The sequence below is a fragment of the Streptococcus oralis ATCC 35037 genome (genome assembly GCF_900637025.1).
GTDB lineage: Bacteria > Bacillota > Bacilli > Lactobacillales > Streptococcaceae > Streptococcus > Streptococcus oralis.
In genome coordinates this window covers 1,078,168-1,094,967 of the sequence record NZ_LR134336.1, presented here as the reverse complement: position 1 = coordinate 1,094,967, position 16,800 = coordinate 1,078,168, and the positions used below count along the sequence as shown (strand labels likewise).

Genomic DNA, 16,800 nt, shown 5'->3' with positions numbered 1-16,800 from the left:
GAAATGAAGGACAAATTATGGTATAATATATCTAATTACTAATAGTGAAATGAGGCATTTATGAATGCAGGATAGAAATTTAGTGAATGTCAATCTGACAAAGGAGATGAAGACCAGCTTTATCGACTACGCCATGAGCGTTATCGTCGCGCGGGCCCTTCCTGATGTTCGAGATGGCTTAAAACCTGTTCACCGTCGTATTCTTTACGGAATGAATGAACTAGGTGTTACACCAGACAAACCTCATAAAAAATCAGCCCGTATTACAGGGGATGTTATGGGTAAATACCACCCACATGGTGATTCCTCTATTTACGAAGCCATGGTTCGTATGGCTCAATGGTGGAGCTACCGTTACATGCTTGTTGATGGGCATGGAAACTTTGGTTCTATGGATGGAGACGGTGCTGCCGCGCAGCGGTACACTGAGGCACGTATGAGCAAGATTGCTCTTGAAATGCTTCGTGATATCAATAAAAACACAGTTGATTTCGTAGATAACTACGATGCTAACGAACGTGAACCCTTGGTTTTGCCTGCTCGTTTTCCAAACCTTTTGGTCAATGGAGCAACGGGTATCGCTGTTGGGATGGCAACCAATATTCCACCTCACAACTTGGGTGAAACCATTGATGCAGTGAAGTTGGTTATGGATAATCCTGAAGTGACGACTAAGGACTTGATGGAAGTCTTGCCTGGTCCAGATTTTCCGACTGGTGCTCTTGTTATGGGGAAATCAGGTATTCATAAGGCTTATGAGACTGGTAAAGGTTCCATTGTCCTTCGTTCTCGTACAGAGATTGAAACCACTAAGACGGGTCGTGAGCGTATCGTTGTAACGGAATTCCCTTATATGGTTAATAAAACCAAGGTGCATGAGCATATTGTTCGCTTGGTTCAGGAAAAACGAATTGAGGGCATTACAGCCGTACGTGATGAGTCCAATCGTGAAGGCGTTCGCTTTGTAATCGAGGTTAAACGCGACGCGTCTGCCAACGTTATCCTTAACAACCTCTTCAAGATGACCCAGATGCAAACCAACTTTGGTTTCAACATGTTGGCGATTCAAAATGGCGTGCCAAAAATCTTGTCCCTTCGTCAAATTTTGGATGCTTATATCGAGCACCAAAAAGAAGTGGTTGTTCGCCGTACTCGTTTTGACAAGGAAAAAGCAGAAGCGCGTGCGCACATCTTAGAAGGTCTTTTAATTGCACTTGACCATATCGACGAAGTGATTCGTATCATTCGTGCCAGTGAAACAGATGCGGAAGCGCAAGCTGAGTTGATGAGCAAGTTCAAGCTTTCTGAACGTCAAAGTCAAGCTATCCTTGATATGCGTCTTCGTCGTTTGACAGGATTGGAACGTGATAAGATTCAGTCTGAATATGATGAATTGATTGCCTTGATTGCAGATTTGGCTGATATTCTTGCTAAACCTGAGCGCGTGGCGCAAATTATCAAAGAGGAATTGGACGAAGTCAAACGCAAGTTTGGAGACAAGCGTCGTACGGAGTTGATGATCGGAGAAGTCTTAACTCTTGAAGATGAAGATTTGATTGAAGAAACGGATGTCTTGATTACCCTATCTAACAAGGGTTATATCAAACGTTTGGACCAAGGTGAGTTCACCGCACAAAAACGTGGTGGCCGTGGAGTTCAAGGTACGGGAGTTAAGGATGATGACTTTGTGCGTGAGTTGGTTTCAACCAGCACCCACGATCATTTGCTCTTCTTTACCAATAAAGGACGCGTATACCGACTAAAAGGTTATGAAATCCCTGAATACGGTCGTACTGCTAAGGGCTTGCCAGTTGTCAATCTTTTGAAGTTGGACGAAGGTGAGAGTATTCAGACCATCATCAACGTTGAGTCTGAACGTAGTGATGATGCTTATCTCTTCTTCACAACTCGTTACGGTGTCGTGAAGAGAACCAGTGTCAAAGAATTTGCAAATATTCGTCAAAATGGACTTAAGGCCCTGAATCTCAAGGATGAGGATGAGTTGATCAATGTCTTGCTGACAGAAGAAGATACCGATATCATCATTGGTACCAAGTTTGGTTATGCTGTTCGCTTTAATCAATCAGCTGTTCGTGGCATGAGCCGTATCGCGACTGGTGTTCGAGGAGTCAATCTTCGTGAGGGTGACACAGTAGTTGGCGCTAGCGTGATTACAAACCAAGACGAAGTTCTTATCATCACTGAAAAAGGATATGGTAAACGTACACTTGCTACTGAATATCCTACTAAAGGCCGTGGTGGTAAAGGGATGAAGACAGCCAATGTTGCTGAGAAGAATGGTCCTCTGGCTGGTCTCCTTACTGTTAAAGGCGATGAAGACCTGATGATTATCACAGATACAGGTGTCATGATCCGTACAAATGTTGCCAATATTTCACAAACTGGACGCTCAACTATGGGAGTTAAGGTGATGCGTCTAGATCAGGATGCTAAGATTGTGACCTTTACTACGGTTGCTGCGGCAGAAAAAGAAGAAGTTGGGACTGAAATTGAAACAGAAGGTGAAGCATAATGTCTCATAAAAAAACGAAAAATAAAAAGAGTAAGAAAAATAAGCGCAGAAATCTATTTATCAATATTTTAGCGGGTTTCTTAATTCTTCTTTCCTTAGCCTTGATTTTTAATTCAAAGATTCGCGATATCTTTTTGGTATGGAATACCAATAAATACCAAGTCAATCAAGTCACTAAGGAAAATATAGATGAAAACCTAAAATCCGAGGGAAATTTTGATTTTGACTCTGTTAAGTCTATTTCATCTGAAGCTGTATTGGCTTCACAATGGGATGCTCAGAAACTTCCTGTTATTGGAGGTATCGCTATTCCTGAGGTGGAGATTAACCTCCCTATTTTCAAAGGGTTGGATAATGTAAACCTGTTCTACGGAGCAGGGACCATGAAACCAGACCAAAAAATGGGGGAAGGAAACTATTCTCTAGCCAGTCACCATATCTTTACTGCTGAAAATGCCAGTCAAATGCTCTTCTCACCTTTGGTCAATGCCAAAGCAGGTATGAAAATTTACCTGACGGATAAGGATAAAGTTTATACTTATGAGATTACAGAAGTTAAACGTGTTACACCAGACCGTGTAGATGAAATCGAAGATCGTGATGGCGTAAAAGAGATTACTTTGGTTACCTGTGTTGATTATAATGCGACTGAGCGTATAATCGTCAAAGGAATCTTTAAAGAATCAAAAGCTTATTCTGAGACTTCTGAGGATATTTTGAAGGCCTTTAATCAACCGTATAGACAACGATATTAAGAATGAATGAACCAGTGAAGTGCTATTTCACTGGTTTTTTATGTCAACAAAATAGAATCGAAATAGTTCGTATGAAAAAGGACAAGAAGGCTTAGGATAAAGATTTTTAAGATAAATATTTTAGAAATTTACGGAAAACGCTTTCTAGAAAGCAAGAATTATGTTATAATTATCACAAATAAAAGTTTAGGAGTTTTTTATGGTCTCTTCAGAATTTATTTCAAAGATTGAATTTGCTTGTAAGAAGAAAGAAAGTCTTTATAGTCAAAGTAAGTTTAAGTATGCGATTCGTTCCATGTTTGCAGGTGCTTTTTTAACATTTAGTACGGCTGCAGGTGCAGTTGGGGCTGACTTGATTAATAAGATCGCTCCAGGTAGTGGACGTTTTCTCTTCCCATTTGTTTTTGCTTGGGGATTGGCCTACATTGTTTTCTTGAATGCTGAGCTGGTAACTTCGAATATGATGTTTTTGACAGCTGGTAGTTTCTTGAAAAAAATCTCATGGAGAAAAACAGCTGAGATTTTGCTTTACTGTACCTTGTTCAACCTTATCGGAGCTTTGATAGCAGGTTGGGGCTTTGCCCACTCAGCAGCCTATGCAAATCTAACACATGATAGCTTCATTTCAGGGGTTGTAGAGATGAAGTTAGGTCGTTCAAATGAGTTAGTCTTACTTGAAGGTATTTTAGCCAATATCTTTGTAAACATTGCCATTCTTTCATTTGTTTTGGTGAAAGACGGAGGCGCCAAACTTTGGCTTGTCTTATCAGCAATTTACATGTTTGTATTCTTAACAAACGAACACATTGCTGCGAACTTTGCTTCTTTTGCGATTGTTAAGTTCAGTGTTGCTGCTGATTCAATTGCTAACTTTGACATACCTAATATTCTTCGTCACTGGGGTGTAACCTTTGTCGGGAACTTTATCGGAGGTGGTCTCTTGATGGGCTTGCCATACGCCTTTCTCAATAAAAATGAAGATACTTATGTCGATTAAAGAAATGAGCACGAGTTAATCGTGCTTTTTTGTTTGATATGTAAGACTAGTCATAGTTGTTCCTTATATCAAAATATAGAAAAACGGTATTGGAAAAGACTAGCCCAAGATGATACAATATCCCTAATGAAGCTATTTGGAGGTCGTCTTATGACTCGTGATTTTAAATTTGAAACCCTACAATTACATGCTGGACAAGTAGTTGATCCAGCTACTAAATCTCGTGCAGTACCGATTTATCAAACAACATCCTTTGTTTTTGATGACACGCAGGAAGGTGCTGATTTGTTTGCCTTGAGAAAACCAGGGAACATTTATACTCGTATTACCAACCCTACAACAGCGGCATTTGAAGAAAGAATCGCTGCTCTTGAAGGTGGTGTTGGAGCACTAGCGACAGCATCAGGTATGGCTGCTGTAACCTACACTATTTTGGCGCTTGCTCACGCAGGTGACCATGTGGTAGCGGCGTCAACTATTTATGGTGGGACCTTCAACCTCTTGAAGGAAACCCTTCCTCGTTATGGGATCACAACTACCTTTGTGGATGTGGATAATTTGGAGGAAGTGGAAGCAGCTATCAATGACAATACCAAGCTTGTCTTGATTGAAACCTTGGGGAATCCCTTAATTAACATTCCTGACTTGGAGAAATTGGCCGAGATTGCTCATAAACACCAGATTCCTCTCGTTTCTGACAATACTTTTGCCACACCATATTTGATTAACGTCTTCTCTCACGGTGTAGATATTTCCATTCACTCAGCAACCAAGTTTATCGGTGGGCACGGTACGACTATTGGAGGAGTGATTGTGGATAGCGGTCTTTTTGACTGGGCAGCTTCAGGGAAATTCCCTCAATTTGTTGAGGAAGATCCGAGCTACCATAACTTGAGCTATACTCGGGATGTGGGCGCAGCAGCCTTTATTATCGCTGTTCGTGTTCAATTGCTCCGTGATACTGGTGCTGCCTTGTCACCATTTAATGCCTTTCTCTTGCTTCAAGGGCTTGAAACTCTCTCTCTTCGTGTCGAACGCCATGTGCAAAATGCAGAGAAAATTGTTGATTTCCTTGTCAACCATCCTAAGGTAGAAAAAGTCAACTATCCAAAACTAGCTGACAGTCCTTATCATGCCTTAGCTGAGAAATATTTGCCAAAAGGTGTTGGTTCAATCTTTACCTTCCATGTTAAAGGCGGAGAGGCAGAAGCTCGCAAGGTAATTGATAATTTGGAAATCTTCTCTGATCTTGCAAACGTGGCAGATGCCAAATCTCTTGTTGTCCATCCTGCGACAACCACTCACGGTCAGTTGTCAGAAAAAGATCTAGAAGCAGCAGGTGTAACACCAAACCAAATCCGCTTGTCTATCGGTCTTGAAAATGTAGAGGATTTGATTGAAGATTTGCGCTTGGCCTTGGAAAAAATTTAAAGTAACAGATATAAACAGTGGGTTTCGACTCGCTGTTTTTGATTTTCCCTAAGGCATGATATAATGGTTACAGAAGTCTAGAAAGAGGAAAGTTATGAACGAAATCAAATGTCCCAACTGTGGGGAAGTCTTTACAGTAAATGAGAGCCAGTATGCCGAACTTTTATCCCAAGTGAGAACTGTTGAGTTTGATAAGGAATTGCACGATCGCATGAAGCAGGAGCTGGCCTTGGCTGAGCAAAAGGCCATGAATGAGCAACAGTCTAAACTGGCTCAGAAGGACCAAGAAATTGCGCAATTGCAGAGTCAAATCCAAAACTTTGATACAGAGAAAGAGTTAGCTAAGAAAGAAGTTGAGCAGACAAGTCACCAGGCCTTATTAGCAAAGGACAAGGAAGTACAGGCCTTGGAAAACCAATTGGCTACCTTGCGTTTGGAGCATGAAAATCAACTGCAAAAGACTCTCTCTGATTTAGAAAGAGAGCGTGATCAGGTTAAAAACCAGCTCCTCTTGCAGGAAAAGGAAAATGAGTTATCTTTGGCTTCTGTTAAGCAAAATTACGAAGCTCAGCTCAAGGCAGCCAGTGAACAGGTCGAGTTTTACAAGAATTTTAAAGCTCAACAATCCACAAAAGCTATCGGTGAAAGCCTGGAACAGTATGCAGAGAGTGAGTTTAACAAGGTTCGTAGTTTTGCCTTTCCAAATGCCTACTTTGAGAAGGATAACCAGCTCTCTGCGCGTGGATCTAAGGGGGACTTTATCTTCCGTGATTTTGATGAAAATGGTCTAGAATTCATTTCCATCATGTTTGAGATGAAAAACGAAGCGGATGGGACGGAGAAGAAGCACAGGAACTCGGATTTTTACAAGGAATTGGACAAGGATCGTCGGGAGAAGAACTGTGAGTATGCAGTTTTGGTGACCATGTTAGAAGCAGATAACGACTACTTTAACACAGGGATTGTTGATGTCAGCCACGAGTATGAAAAGATGTATGTGGTTCGTCCCCAGTTCTTTATCCAGTTGATTGGTCTCTTGCGAAATGCGGCGCTTAATTCCCTAAAATACAAACAAGAATTGGCCCTGGTTCGAGAGCAAAATATCGATATTACACATTTTGAGGAAGATTTGGATGCCTTTAAACTAGCCTTTGCCAAGAACTACAATTCAGCTTCAACTAACTTTGGTAAAGCAATCGATGAAATTGACAAGGCCATCAAACGGATGGAGGAAGTCAAAAAGTTCCTGACCACATCCGAAAACCAACTCCGCCTCGCTAATAACAAGTTGGAAGATGTTTCAGTAAAAAAATTGACCCGAAAAAATCCAACTATGAAAGCGAAATTTGAAGCGCTGAAGGGGGAGTGAGAAAAAAACACATGAACGGTATTATCAATTTAAAAAAAGAAGCGGGGATGACCTCGCATGACGCTGTTTTTAAGCTGCGTAAGATTTTGGGAACCAAGAAAATTGGTCATGGTGGAACCTTAGATCCGGATGTGGTGGGTGTTTTGCCGATTGCGGTTGGCAAGGCGACCCGCATGGTCGAGTTTATGCAGGACGAGGGCAAGGTCTATGAGGGGGAAATCACTCTCGGCTATTCCACGACGACTGAGGATGCCAGTGGAGAAGTGGTCGCAGAGACCCCTGTTTTATCGCCCTTGGATGAAAAGCTTGTCGATGAAGCAATCGCTAGTTTGACTGGGCCTATTACCCAGATTCCTCCTATGTATTCGGCTGTCAAGGTCAATGGTCGTAAGCTCTATGAGTATGCGCGTGCTGGTCAGGAAGTGGAACGTCCAGAACGTCAGGTGACCATTTATCAATTTGAACGAACAAGTCCGATTTCTTATGAGGATCACCTTGCACGTTTTACATTTCGTGTGAAATGTAGTAAGGGGACTTATATCCGTACTTTGTCAGTTGATTTGGGAGAGAAGCTGGGTTATGCGGCCCATATGTCCCATTTGACTCGGACGAGTGCAGCAGGTTTACAGTTAGAAGATGCCTTGACTTTGAATGAAATTGCTGCAAAAGTGGAGGCTGGTCAGCTGGACTTTCTCCATCCTCTTGAGATTGGTACAGGAGATCTTGTCAAAGTTTTCCTAACTCCAGAAGAAGCTACAGAAGTGCGCTTTGGTCGTTTTATCGAGCTAGACCAAACGGACAAAGAATTGGCTGCCTTTGAAGGAGATACATTGCTAGCCATTCTAGAAAAAAGGGGCAATCTCTACAAGCCAAGGAAGGTTTTTAGCTAGTTTAACTAGAGTGTGGGGATGGAATCGTTTCCCCCTAGACTATCCAAATCAGACTATAAATTTTACAAAAAATGTGATAGAATAGACGACGGATAAAAAAACGGAGGATAGCATGCAAAATAGACCAATCATTATCGGAGTGACAGGTGGTTCTGGTGGTGGTAAAACCAGTGTTTCAAGAGCCATTTTATCGCATTTTCCTGATGAAAAGATTTCCATGATTGAGCATGATTCATACTACAAGGATCAGTCTCATTTGACCTTTGAAGAGCGTGTCAAAACCAACTACGACCATCCATTTGCCTTTGATACAGACTTGATGATCGAGCAGATTAAGGAATTGTTGGCAGGGCGCCCAGTGGACATTCCAACTTATGACTATACAGCGCATACACGGAGTAGCAAGACCTATCGTCAGGAGCCTCAGGATGTCTTTATCGTTGAGGGGATTCTGGTCTTGGAGGACAAGCGTCTGCGCGATTTGATGGATATCAAGATTTTTGTGGATACAGATGATGATGTGCGTATTATTCGTCGAATCAAGCGAGATATGGAGGAGCGTGGCCGTAGTCTGGATAGCGTGATTGACCAATACCTAGGTGTGGTAAAACCTATGTACCACCAGTTTATTGAGCCGACCAAACGATATGCTGATATCGTCATTCCTGAAGGAGTCAGCAATACCGTTGCTATTGACCTTTTGACCACCAAAATTTCTAAGATTTTGGAAGAAGCGCGAAACAGTAAATAATCAGATGAGGAGGCCATGCCTCCTTTTTCTATTTTTCCTTTAGTTTCAGTAGGAAAAAGGTGATTTTTAAGCATGTTTTTGGTATAATAATACCCATGGAAAAGCAAGAAAATGAATAGTAGGTGGAGATGGAAAAGTATTTATCGGTAACAACTTTGACCAAGTATCTGAAAATGAAATTCGATAAAGACCCTTACTTGGAACGGGTCTATTTAACTGGTCAAGTTTCCAACTTTCGTAAACGACCTACTCACCAATATTTCTCCCTAAAGGATGACCATGCAGTTATTCAAGCGACCATCTGGTCAGGGATCTATCAGAAATTAGGTTTCGACCTGGAAGAAGGAATGAAGATCAATGTAATTGGGCGTGTGCAGGTCTATGAACCAAGCGGTAGCTACTCTATCATCATTGAAAAAGCTGAGCCTGATGGGGTTGGGGCGCTTGCGATTCAGTTTGAACAACTCAAGAAAAAACTAACGGAAGAAGGTCTATTTCAAGAGAGATTCAAGCAACCTCTTCCCCAGTTTGCTAAGCGAATCGGTGTGGTAACCAGTCGCAGTGGAGCTGTTATTCGAGATATCATCACGACCGTCAGCAGACGTTTTCCTGGTGTTGATATCCTTCTCTATCCGACCAAGGTACAAGGTGATGGAGCAGCGGAGGAAATTGCTCGAAATATTGCGCGTGCCAATCAACGTGAGGACCTAGATGTTCTCATCATTGGTCGTGGTGGGGGTTCCATCGAGGATCTCTGGGCTTTTAACGAAGAGATCGTGGTACGGGCTATTTTCGAATCTCGTTTGCCCATCATCTCTAGTGTTGGTCATGAGACGGATGTGACCTTGGTGGATTTTGTGGCAGATAGACGGGCTGCGACGCCAACAGCTGCTGCTGAACTGGCAACGCCTGTGACCAAGTTGGATGTATTAGCTCATTTGCAAAATCAAGAAAAGCGGATGGCAACAGCAGTTCAGAATGTCCTGTCAAGAAAAAAAGAAGCTCTGAAAAAATGCAGTCAGTCAGTCATCTTTAGACAGCCAGAGCGTTTGTATGATGGTTATTTACAACGGTTAGATCAACTGCAACTGCGATTAAAACAAAGTTTGCGAACACGGATTTCTGATAATAAACAGCTAGTCCAAGCAAGGACGCATCGACTAGTCCAGTTATCACCTGTTACCAAAATTCAACGCTATCAAGACCGCCTAGGTCAGTTGGACAAGCTCCTACGCAGCCAAATGGCGCTGGTTTATGATGCCAAGGTTGCTGAAGTCAAGCGACTTTCAGAAGCTCTGCTGATGTTGGATACCAGTCGAATCGTGGCTCGTGGTTATGCAATTGTCAAAAAAGAAGAGTCCGTAGTCGATTCTGTTGAGATGTTGAAGAAAAAAGATCAAGTGACGCTTTTGATGCGAGATGGTCAAGTAGAATTAGAGGTTAAAGATGTCAAAACAAAAGAAATTTGAGGAAAATCTAGCAGAACTGGAGATCATTGTCCAAAGTTTAGAAAATGGTGAAATTGCTTTAGAAGATGCGATTGCTGCCTTTCAAAAGGGAATGGTCTTGTCAAAAGAGCTCCAAGCGACGCTGGACAAGGCTGAAAAGACCTTGGTTAAGGTCATGCAAGAAGACGGGACAGAAAGTGATTTTGAATGAAGAAGCAAGAAAAATTAGCTCTTGTTGAGTCGGCTTTGGAAGATTTTTATGGAGACCAGCAGTTTGCTTCTAGTCTACGAGAGTCCGTTCTCTATTCCATTCATGCTGGTGGCAAGCGTATTCGCCCTTTTCTTTTGCTAGAAGTTTTGGAATCCCTGAAAGTGGTTATCCAACCAGCTCATGCGCAGGTAGCCGCGGCCTTGGAAATGATTCATACAGGGAGCTTGATTCACGATGACCTTCCTGCTATGGATGATGACGATTACCGTCGAGGGCGTTTAACCAATCATAAGGAATTTGGCGAAGCGATGGCAATATTGGCAGGAGACGCCTTGTTCCTAGATCCCTATGCCTTGATAGCGCAGGCAGATTTATCAAGTCAGATCAAGGTGGATTTGATTGCCAACTTATCCCTTGCTTCAGGGAGTCTAGGTATGGTGGCAGGGCAGGTTTTAGATATGGAAGGCGAACACCAGCATTTATCCTTGGAAGAACTTCAGACCATTCATGCCAATAAGACTGGAAAATTACTAGCTTATCCTTTCCAAGCAGCTGCTATCATTGCGGAATTGGAACCAGAAATCCAAGCAAAATTGAAAACTGTGGGTGAATTGATTGGGCTGGCCTTTCAAGTCAGAGATGATGTGCTGGATGTAACAGCTAGTTTTGAGGAAATCGGCAAGACTCCGCAAAAGGATTTACAGGCAGAAAAGTCGACCTATCCAGCCTTGTTGGGCTTGGAGGAGGCCATTGCCTTTTGTAACCAAACTTTGGATCAAGCCGAGGCTAAATTAGAAGAAATTGCCCAGCAAGTCAGCTTTGAAACAGAGCCGATTGTGAAAGTAGTAGAAAGTTTGAGAATCAATGGCTAAGGAAAGAGTGGACGTACTAGCTTATAAACAGGGGTTGTTTGAAACGCGAGAACAGGCTAAACGCGGTGTCATGGCTGGTCTAGTTGTAGCAGTCCTCAATGGGGAGCGTTTTGACAAGCCAGGAGAGAAAATCCCAGATGACACTGAGCTAAAACTTAAAGGTGAGAAACTCAAGTATGTTAGCCGTGGTGGTTTGAAATTAGAAAAAGCCTTGCAGGTCTTTGGGTTGTCAGTTGATGGAGCGACCACGATTGATATCGGTGCTTCCACTGGAGGATTTACTGACGTCATGTTGCAAAATGGTGCTGAGTTGGTCTTTGCAGTTGATGTTGGCACCAATCAGTTGGCTTGGAAATTACGCCAAGACTCGCGGGTTATCAGCATGGAGCAGTTTAATTTTCGTTATGCTGAAAAGACTGATTTTGAGCAGGAACCAAGCTTTGCCAGTATTGATGTGAGTTTCATTTCCCTCAGTCTGATTTTGCCTGCCTTGCACCGTGTCTTGGCTGATCAAGGTCAGGTGGTGGCACTTGTCAAACCCCAGTTTGAAGCAGGTCGTGAGCAGATTGGGAAAAATGGAATCATTCGAGATGCTAAGGTTCATCAAACTGTCCTTGAATCTGTCACTGCTATGGCAGTTGAACAAGGTTTTTCAGTGCTTGGTTTGGACTTTTCTCCCATCCAAGGTGGACATGGAAACATCGAATTTTTAGCATATTTGAAAAAGGAAGAGGGAGCAAGTAACCAAGTTGCCCCTGAAATAGAAAAAGTTGTAGAGAGAGCGCATAGAGAATTTAAAGATGAATAAAAAAGAGAGACTTGAAAAAATTAGAAGATTTGTTACGGATTATCAAATCGGGACTCAGGAAGAAATTGTTGAGCATTTGAAGGAAGCAGGTATTTCTGCTACGCAAGCCACTGTCTCAAGGGACATCAAGGAGCTTGGGATTGTTAAAATTCCTTTGAAGAACAACACCTATATCTATGAGTTGCCAAAATCAATCGTCAAAAGTTTGCAGTTAGCTGAGGACAATATTGTGAGTTCTGAGTTAATGGGAAATATGATCAACCTTGCTGTCATTCCTGGAAATACTATTTTTGTGAAGAGTCAGTTGGTTGAGGCATTCTCTGAACAGATTTTTAGCTGTCTAGCTGATGATGATTCTATCTTAATTGTAGCTAGAACAGCAGAGGCAGCTGAGGAAATTGTTGAACAAGTCAAAAAATGGTAGGTCAGTATGTTACTTGAAATTTCGATAAAAAACTTTGCCATTATTGAGGCGATTTCCCTCAATTTTGAAAAGGGTATGACTGTTTTGACCGGGGAAACGGGTGCTGGAAAGTCTATCATTATCGACGCTATGAATCTCATGTTGGGGGCTCGTGCAACGACAGATGTTATTCGTCACGGTGCGCCAAAAGCAGAGATTGAGGGGCTTTTCTCAGTTGAAAATAGTCGCCTTTTACAGGAACTTTTTGATGAGCAAGGTTTGGAAATGGGTGATGAAATTATCATCCGGCGTGAAATTCTGCAAAATGGTCGTAGTGTTAGTCGCGTGAATGGCCAGATGGTCAATCTTTCTGTCTTGCGTGCTATTGGGCAACACCTTGTGGATATCCATGGTCAGCATGACCAAGAAGAGTTAATGCGTCCTCAACTGCACATTCAGATGTTGGATGAGTTTGGTGATGCTGCTTTCTTGGACTTGAAGGAGACCTATCAGACGAGCTTTGATGCCTATCGCAAAATGCGTAAGCAGGTTTTGGAAGTCAAGAAAAACCAGCAGGAACACAAGGCTCGTATTGAGATGTTGGAATTTCAAATGGCAGAGATTGAGGCTGCAAACTTGCAGGCTGGTGAAGACTTGGCTCTCAACCAAGAACGAGATAAACTCCTCAATCATAAAAATATTGCGGATACGCTAACTAATGCCTACACTATGTTGGACAATGAGGAATTCTCCAGTCTTGCTAATGTCCGTTCAGCAATGAATGACATGGAAAGTGTCGAAGAATACGACCCTGAATACCGTGAAATTTCAAGTTCTCTGTCTGAGACCTACTATGTTTTAGAAGATATTACAAAGCGTTTGGAAGATATTATTGAGGACTTGGATTTTGATGGCAATCGTCTCATGCAGGTTGAAAATCGCTTAGACCTTATAAATACTATTACACGCAAGTACGGTGGAACTGTGGACGATGTTTTGCTTTATTTTGCCAAGATTACGGAAGAGTACAATCTCTTGACTGGAAATAATCTTTCTTCCGAAGATATGGAAGCAGAACTCAAGAAATTGGAAGTTAATCTTGTTGATTTGGCAGGTCAGCTTGCATCTGCTCGCCATGATTTGGCCCAGCAGCTTGAGGCAGAGATTAAACAAGAACTGCAAGATCTCTATATGGAGAAGGCTCAATTTCAGGTTCGCTTTAGTAAGAGTAAGTTCAGCCGTGAAGGAAATGAAGCAGTCGAATTTTACATTTCCACCAACCCAGGTGAGGACTTTAAGCCTTTGGTCAAAGTTGCATCTGGTGGGGAATTATCCCGCCTCATGCTAGCTATTAAATCCGCCTTTTCTCGCAAAGAAGGTAAGACTAGTATTGTCTTTGATGAGGTGGATACGGGAGTTTCAGGTCGTGTGGCCCAAGCCATTGCTCAAAAGATTCATAAGATTGGCCAGCATGGCCAAGTCTTAGCAATCTCTCACTTACCTCAAGTGATTGCCATCGCGGATTATCAATTCTTTATTGAGAAGATTAGCGATGAGCACTCAACGGTGTCGACGGTTCGCCTTTTGACTTTAGAAGAGCGAGTAGAGGAAGTAGCTAAGATGTTGGCTGGGGAAAATGTAACCGAAGCTGCCCTTACCCAAGCCAGAGAATTATTGCAAACGAGGATGAAATAAATGACAGACTATTATGTAATTGGAGATGTTCACGGAAAGGCAGGTATGCTAGAAGATCTGCTCAAGACCTGGGATGGTCAAACTCAGTTGCTCTTTCTAGGGGATTTGATTGACCGAGGTGAAGACAGTCGCCGTGTTCTAGAGATGGTCAAAGACTTGGTCGACAATCAAGGAGCTATTTGTTTATCAGGTAACCATGAGTATATGTTTCTGACTTGGCTTGATGACCCAGAAGAAAGCTATGACCATTATCGTCGCAATGGTGGTGATACAACCATTAATTCAATTTTAGGTCGTCCCTTGGATGCACCAGTTGATGGCGTAGAAGATGCCAAGCGTGTTGCGACTGAAGCGGCAGACTTGGTCGAATTTATTCGTCAAATGCCATTTGTGGTAGAGACAGACAAATATATCTTTGTTCACGCAGGTATTGATTTGACCTTGGATGATTGGCATGAAACGACTGATTACAAGAAAGTCTGGCTCAGAAAGCCATTCCACGAAGCCGAAAATCATACTGGGAAAATCATTGTCTTTGGGCATACACCAGTTTATGGTTTGCTAAAGCAAGACCGAGGTACTGCTGAGCTTTGGATGACAGAAGATGGCAAGATTGGCATGGATGGAGGAGCTGTTTATGGTGGTGTCCTTCATGGGATCGTCTTTACTGACCAAGGAATGACCGAACACCACTTTATCGAAAATGATGGTTTTATTGCCGAAGATTAGTACTCCTAGCAGGGTATGGTCTTGTCAAAATGTTAAAAACAATTTATAATAAATAGATACCCTGAAAGGAAGAGCATCATGAACTTAGAAGAATTGAAGAAACGACAGGAGAAGATTCGGAACTTCTCTATTATCGCCCATATTGACCATGGGAAATCAACCCTAGCAGACCGCATTTTGGAAAAGACGGAGACCGTTTCTAGTCGTGAAATGCAAGCCCAACTTCTAGATAGTATGGATCTTGAGCGTGAACGTGGGATTACCATTAAACTCAATGCCATTGAGCTCAATTACACTGCAAAAGATGGCGAAACCTATATTTTCCACTTGATTGATACACCAGGACACGTGGACTTTACCTATGAAGTGTCGCGTTCGCTAGCTGCCTGTGAAGGAGCGATTTTGGTGGTTGATGCGGCTCAAGGGATTGAAGCTCAAACTCTTGCTAACGTTTATCTAGCCTTGGACAATGATTTGGAAATTCTGCCAGTCATTAACAAGATTGACCTTCCAGCAGCTGATCCAGAGCGTGTTCGTACAGAGATTGAGGATGTCATCGGACTGGATGCCAGCGAAGCAGTCTTAGCTTCAGCCAAAGCTGGTATTGGTATTGAAGAAATTCTTGAGCAGATCGTTGAAAAAGTGCCAGCACCAACGGGTGATGTTGCAGCTCCATTAAAAGCCTTGATTTTCGACTCAGTTTATGATGCCTATCGTGGGGTTATCCTCCAAGTGCGTGTTATGGACGGAGTGGTTAAACCTGGCGATAAGATTCAGCTCATGAGCAATGGCAAGACCTTTGATGTGACGGAAGTTGGTATTTTCACGCCGAAAGCAGTAGGACGCGATTTTCTTGCGACTGGTGACGTTGGTTATATTGCGGCTTCTATCAAAACGGTTCAAGATACCCGTGTGGGTGATACAGTTACTCTAGCAAGCAATCCAGCAGCAGAACCGCTAGATGGATACAAGCAGATGAATCCTATGGTCTTTGCGGGTCTTTATCCAATCGAATCAAACAAGTACAATGACCTTCGTGAAGCCCTTGAAAAATTGCAGCTCAACGATGCTAGCTTGCAGTTTGAACCAGAAACATCTCAGGCGCTTGGATTTGGTTTCCGTTGTGGATTCCTTGGACTTCTCCATATGGATGTTATTCAAGAGCGTTTAGAACGTGAGTTCAATATTGACCTCATCATGACAGCTCCGTCTGTTATTTACAAGGTTAACCAAACTGACGGTGAATCTATGGATGTGTCTAACCCCTCTGAATTTCCAGATCCAACCAAGATTGCGACTATTGAAGAACCGTATGTCAAGGCGCAAATCATGGTACCGCAGGAGTTTGTCGGAGCAGTTATGGAACTGGCTCAGCGCAAGCGTGGGGATTTTGTGACCATGGACTATATTGATGATAATCGTGTCAATGTTATCTATCAAATTCCACTTGCTGAAATCGTCTTTGACTTTTTTGATAAGCTCAAGTCTTCGACACGTGGTTATGCAAGCTTTGACTACGAATTGTCAGAGTATCGCCCATCTAAACTGGTCAAAATGGATATTCTTCTCAATGGAGACAAGGTGGATGCCCTCAGCTTTATCGTTCACAAGGATTTTGCCTACGAACGTGGGAAACTCATCGTGGATAAGCTCAAGAAAATCATCCCTCGTCAACAATTTGAGGTGCCGATTCAAGCAGCTATTGGGCACAAAATCGTGGCTCGTACTGATATCAAGGCCCTTCGTAAGAACGTACTTGCCAAGTGTTACGGTGGTGACGTTTCTCGTAAACGCAAACTCCTTGAAAAACAAAAAGCTGGTAAGAAACGCATGAAAGCTATCGGATCAGTAGAAGTCCCACAAGAAGCCTTCCTTAGCGTCTTGAGCATGGATGAAGAATAGAAATAA

At 42.5% G+C, this 16,800-nt stretch carries 15 protein-coding genes; all 15 read left to right on the top strand.

Translation table 11 applies throughout. From position 1 onward, the window contains the following. Positions 1–64 precede the first annotated feature (64 nt). Positions 65–2,533: a DNA gyrase subunit A gene (gene gyrA / locus EL140_RS05535; protein WP_001154052.1), complete on the top strand. Its 2,469-nt coding sequence runs from the start codon at positions 65–67 to the stop codon at positions 2,531–2,533. Further along, a complete protein-coding gene (locus tag EL140_RS05530; protein ID WP_000018508.1) occupies positions 2,533–3,288 on the top strand; it encodes a class A sortase in 756 nt (251 codons plus the stop codon). Before gyrA ends, EL140_RS05530 begins: the two co-directional genes overlap by 1 nt. Positions 3,289–3,487: 199 nt before the next feature. Further along, entirely contained in the window at positions 3,488–4,285 is a 798-nt protein-coding gene (locus EL140_RS05525; protein ID WP_000254787.1) for a formate/nitrite transporter family protein, read from the top strand. A gap of 150 nt (positions 4,286–4,435) precedes the next feature. Next, entirely contained in the window at positions 4,436–5,716 is a 1,281-nt protein-coding gene (locus EL140_RS05520) for an O-acetylhomoserine aminocarboxypropyltransferase/cysteine synthase family protein (protein WP_000196321.1), read from the top strand. 94 nt (positions 5,717–5,810) lie between these two features. Beyond that, positions 5,811–7,085, top strand: coding sequence for a DUF2130 domain-containing protein (locus EL140_RS05515; protein WP_001002651.1), 1,275 nt, complete (start codon positions 5,811–5,813; stop codon positions 7,083–7,085). An 11-nt stretch (positions 7,086–7,096) separates the two neighbouring features. After that, positions 7,097–7,975: a tRNA pseudouridine(55) synthase TruB gene (gene truB / locus EL140_RS05510; RefSeq protein ID WP_001013272.1), complete on the top strand. Its 879-nt coding sequence runs from the start codon at positions 7,097–7,099 to the stop codon at positions 7,973–7,975. A gap of 112 nt (positions 7,976–8,087) precedes the next feature. After that, entirely contained in the window at positions 8,088–8,726 is a 639-nt protein-coding gene (gene udk, locus EL140_RS05505; protein ID WP_001181370.1) for a uridine kinase, read from the top strand. A gap of 128 nt (positions 8,727–8,854) precedes the next feature. Continuing rightward, entirely contained in the window at positions 8,855–10,195 is a 1,341-nt protein-coding gene (xseA, locus tag EL140_RS05500; protein ID WP_000417475.1) for an exodeoxyribonuclease VII large subunit, read from the top strand. After that, positions 10,173–10,385: an exodeoxyribonuclease VII small subunit gene (locus EL140_RS05495; protein ID WP_000043222.1), complete on the top strand. Its 213-nt coding sequence runs from the start codon at positions 10,173–10,175 to the stop codon at positions 10,383–10,385. Before xseA ends, EL140_RS05495 begins: the two co-directional genes overlap by 23 nt. Then, positions 10,382–11,257, top strand: a complete 876-nt coding sequence (locus EL140_RS05490; RefSeq protein WP_000743828.1) for a polyprenyl synthetase family protein — start codon at positions 10,382–10,384, stop codon at positions 11,255–11,257. The genes EL140_RS05495 and EL140_RS05490 overlap by 4 nt, the downstream gene beginning before the upstream one ends. After that, positions 11,250–12,065 carry a TlyA family RNA methyltransferase gene (locus EL140_RS05485; protein WP_001041090.1) on the top strand — a complete coding sequence of 272 codons (816 nt, stop codon included), beginning with the start codon at positions 11,250–11,252 and terminating at the stop codon, positions 12,063–12,065. The genes EL140_RS05490 and EL140_RS05485 overlap by 8 nt, the downstream gene beginning before the upstream one ends. Next, positions 12,058–12,489, top strand: coding sequence for an arginine repressor (locus tag EL140_RS05480; RefSeq protein ID WP_001034390.1), 432 nt, complete (start codon positions 12,058–12,060; stop codon positions 12,487–12,489). The genes EL140_RS05485 and EL140_RS05480 overlap by 8 nt, the downstream gene beginning before the upstream one ends. A gap of 6 nt (positions 12,490–12,495) precedes the next feature. After that, positions 12,496–14,163 (top strand): DNA repair protein RecN, encoded by a 1,668-nt coding sequence (recN, locus tag EL140_RS05475; protein ID WP_000923549.1) that lies wholly within the window; start codon positions 12,496–12,498, stop codon positions 14,161–14,163. Next, positions 14,164–14,892 carry a metallophosphoesterase family protein gene (locus EL140_RS05470; RefSeq protein ID WP_000133347.1) on the top strand — a complete coding sequence of 243 codons (729 nt, stop codon included), beginning with the start codon at positions 14,164–14,166 and terminating at the stop codon, positions 14,890–14,892. A 78-nt stretch (positions 14,893–14,970) separates the two neighbouring features. Then, positions 14,971–16,794, top strand: coding sequence for a translation elongation factor 4 (gene lepA, locus EL140_RS05465; protein WP_001047193.1), 1,824 nt, complete (start codon positions 14,971–14,973; stop codon positions 16,792–16,794). Positions 16,795–16,800 lie beyond the last annotated feature (6 nt).

What these genes read in the sequence shown, in the direction of transcription:
- EL140_RS05515 (WP_001002651.1), top strand. Translation starts at nt 5,811, where the DNA reads ATGAACGAAATCAAATGTCCCAACTGTGGGGAAGTCTTTACAGTAAAT.
- truB (WP_001013272.1), top strand. Translation starts at nt 7,097, where the DNA reads ATGAACGGTATTATCAATTTAAAAAAAGAAGCGGGGATGACCTCGCAT.
- EL140_RS05480 (WP_001034390.1), top strand. Translation starts at nt 12,058, where the DNA reads ATGAATAAAAAAGAGAGACTTGAAAAAATTAGAAGATTTGTTACGGAT.
- recN (WP_000923549.1), top strand. Translation starts at nt 12,496, where the DNA reads ATGTTACTTGAAATTTCGATAAAAAACTTTGCCATTATTGAGGCGATT.
- gyrA (WP_001154052.1), top strand. Translation starts at nt 65, where the DNA reads ATGCAGGATAGAAATTTAGTGAATGTCAATCTGACAAAGGAGATGAAG.
- EL140_RS05490 (WP_000743828.1), top strand. Translation starts at nt 10,382, where the DNA reads ATGAAGAAGCAAGAAAAATTAGCTCTTGTTGAGTCGGCTTTGGAAGAT.
- udk (WP_001181370.1), top strand. Translation starts at nt 8,088, where the DNA reads ATGCAAAATAGACCAATCATTATCGGAGTGACAGGTGGTTCTGGTGGT.
- EL140_RS05530 (WP_000018508.1), top strand. Translation starts at nt 2,533, where the DNA reads ATGTCTCATAAAAAAACGAAAAATAAAAAGAGTAAGAAAAATAAGCGC.
- EL140_RS05525 (WP_000254787.1), top strand. Translation starts at nt 3,488, where the DNA reads ATGGTCTCTTCAGAATTTATTTCAAAGATTGAATTTGCTTGTAAGAAG.
- EL140_RS05470 (WP_000133347.1), top strand. Translation starts at nt 14,164, where the DNA reads ATGACAGACTATTATGTAATTGGAGATGTTCACGGAAAGGCAGGTATG.
- lepA (WP_001047193.1), top strand. Translation starts at nt 14,971, where the DNA reads ATGAACTTAGAAGAATTGAAGAAACGACAGGAGAAGATTCGGAACTTC.
- EL140_RS05520 (WP_000196321.1), top strand. Translation starts at nt 4,436, where the DNA reads ATGACTCGTGATTTTAAATTTGAAACCCTACAATTACATGCTGGACAA.
- EL140_RS05485 (WP_001041090.1), top strand. Translation starts at nt 11,250, where the DNA reads ATGGCTAAGGAAAGAGTGGACGTACTAGCTTATAAACAGGGGTTGTTT.
- EL140_RS05495 (WP_000043222.1), top strand. Translation starts at nt 10,173, where the DNA reads ATGTCAAAACAAAAGAAATTTGAGGAAAATCTAGCAGAACTGGAGATC.
- xseA (WP_000417475.1), top strand. Translation starts at nt 8,855, where the DNA reads ATGGAAAAGTATTTATCGGTAACAACTTTGACCAAGTATCTGAAAATG.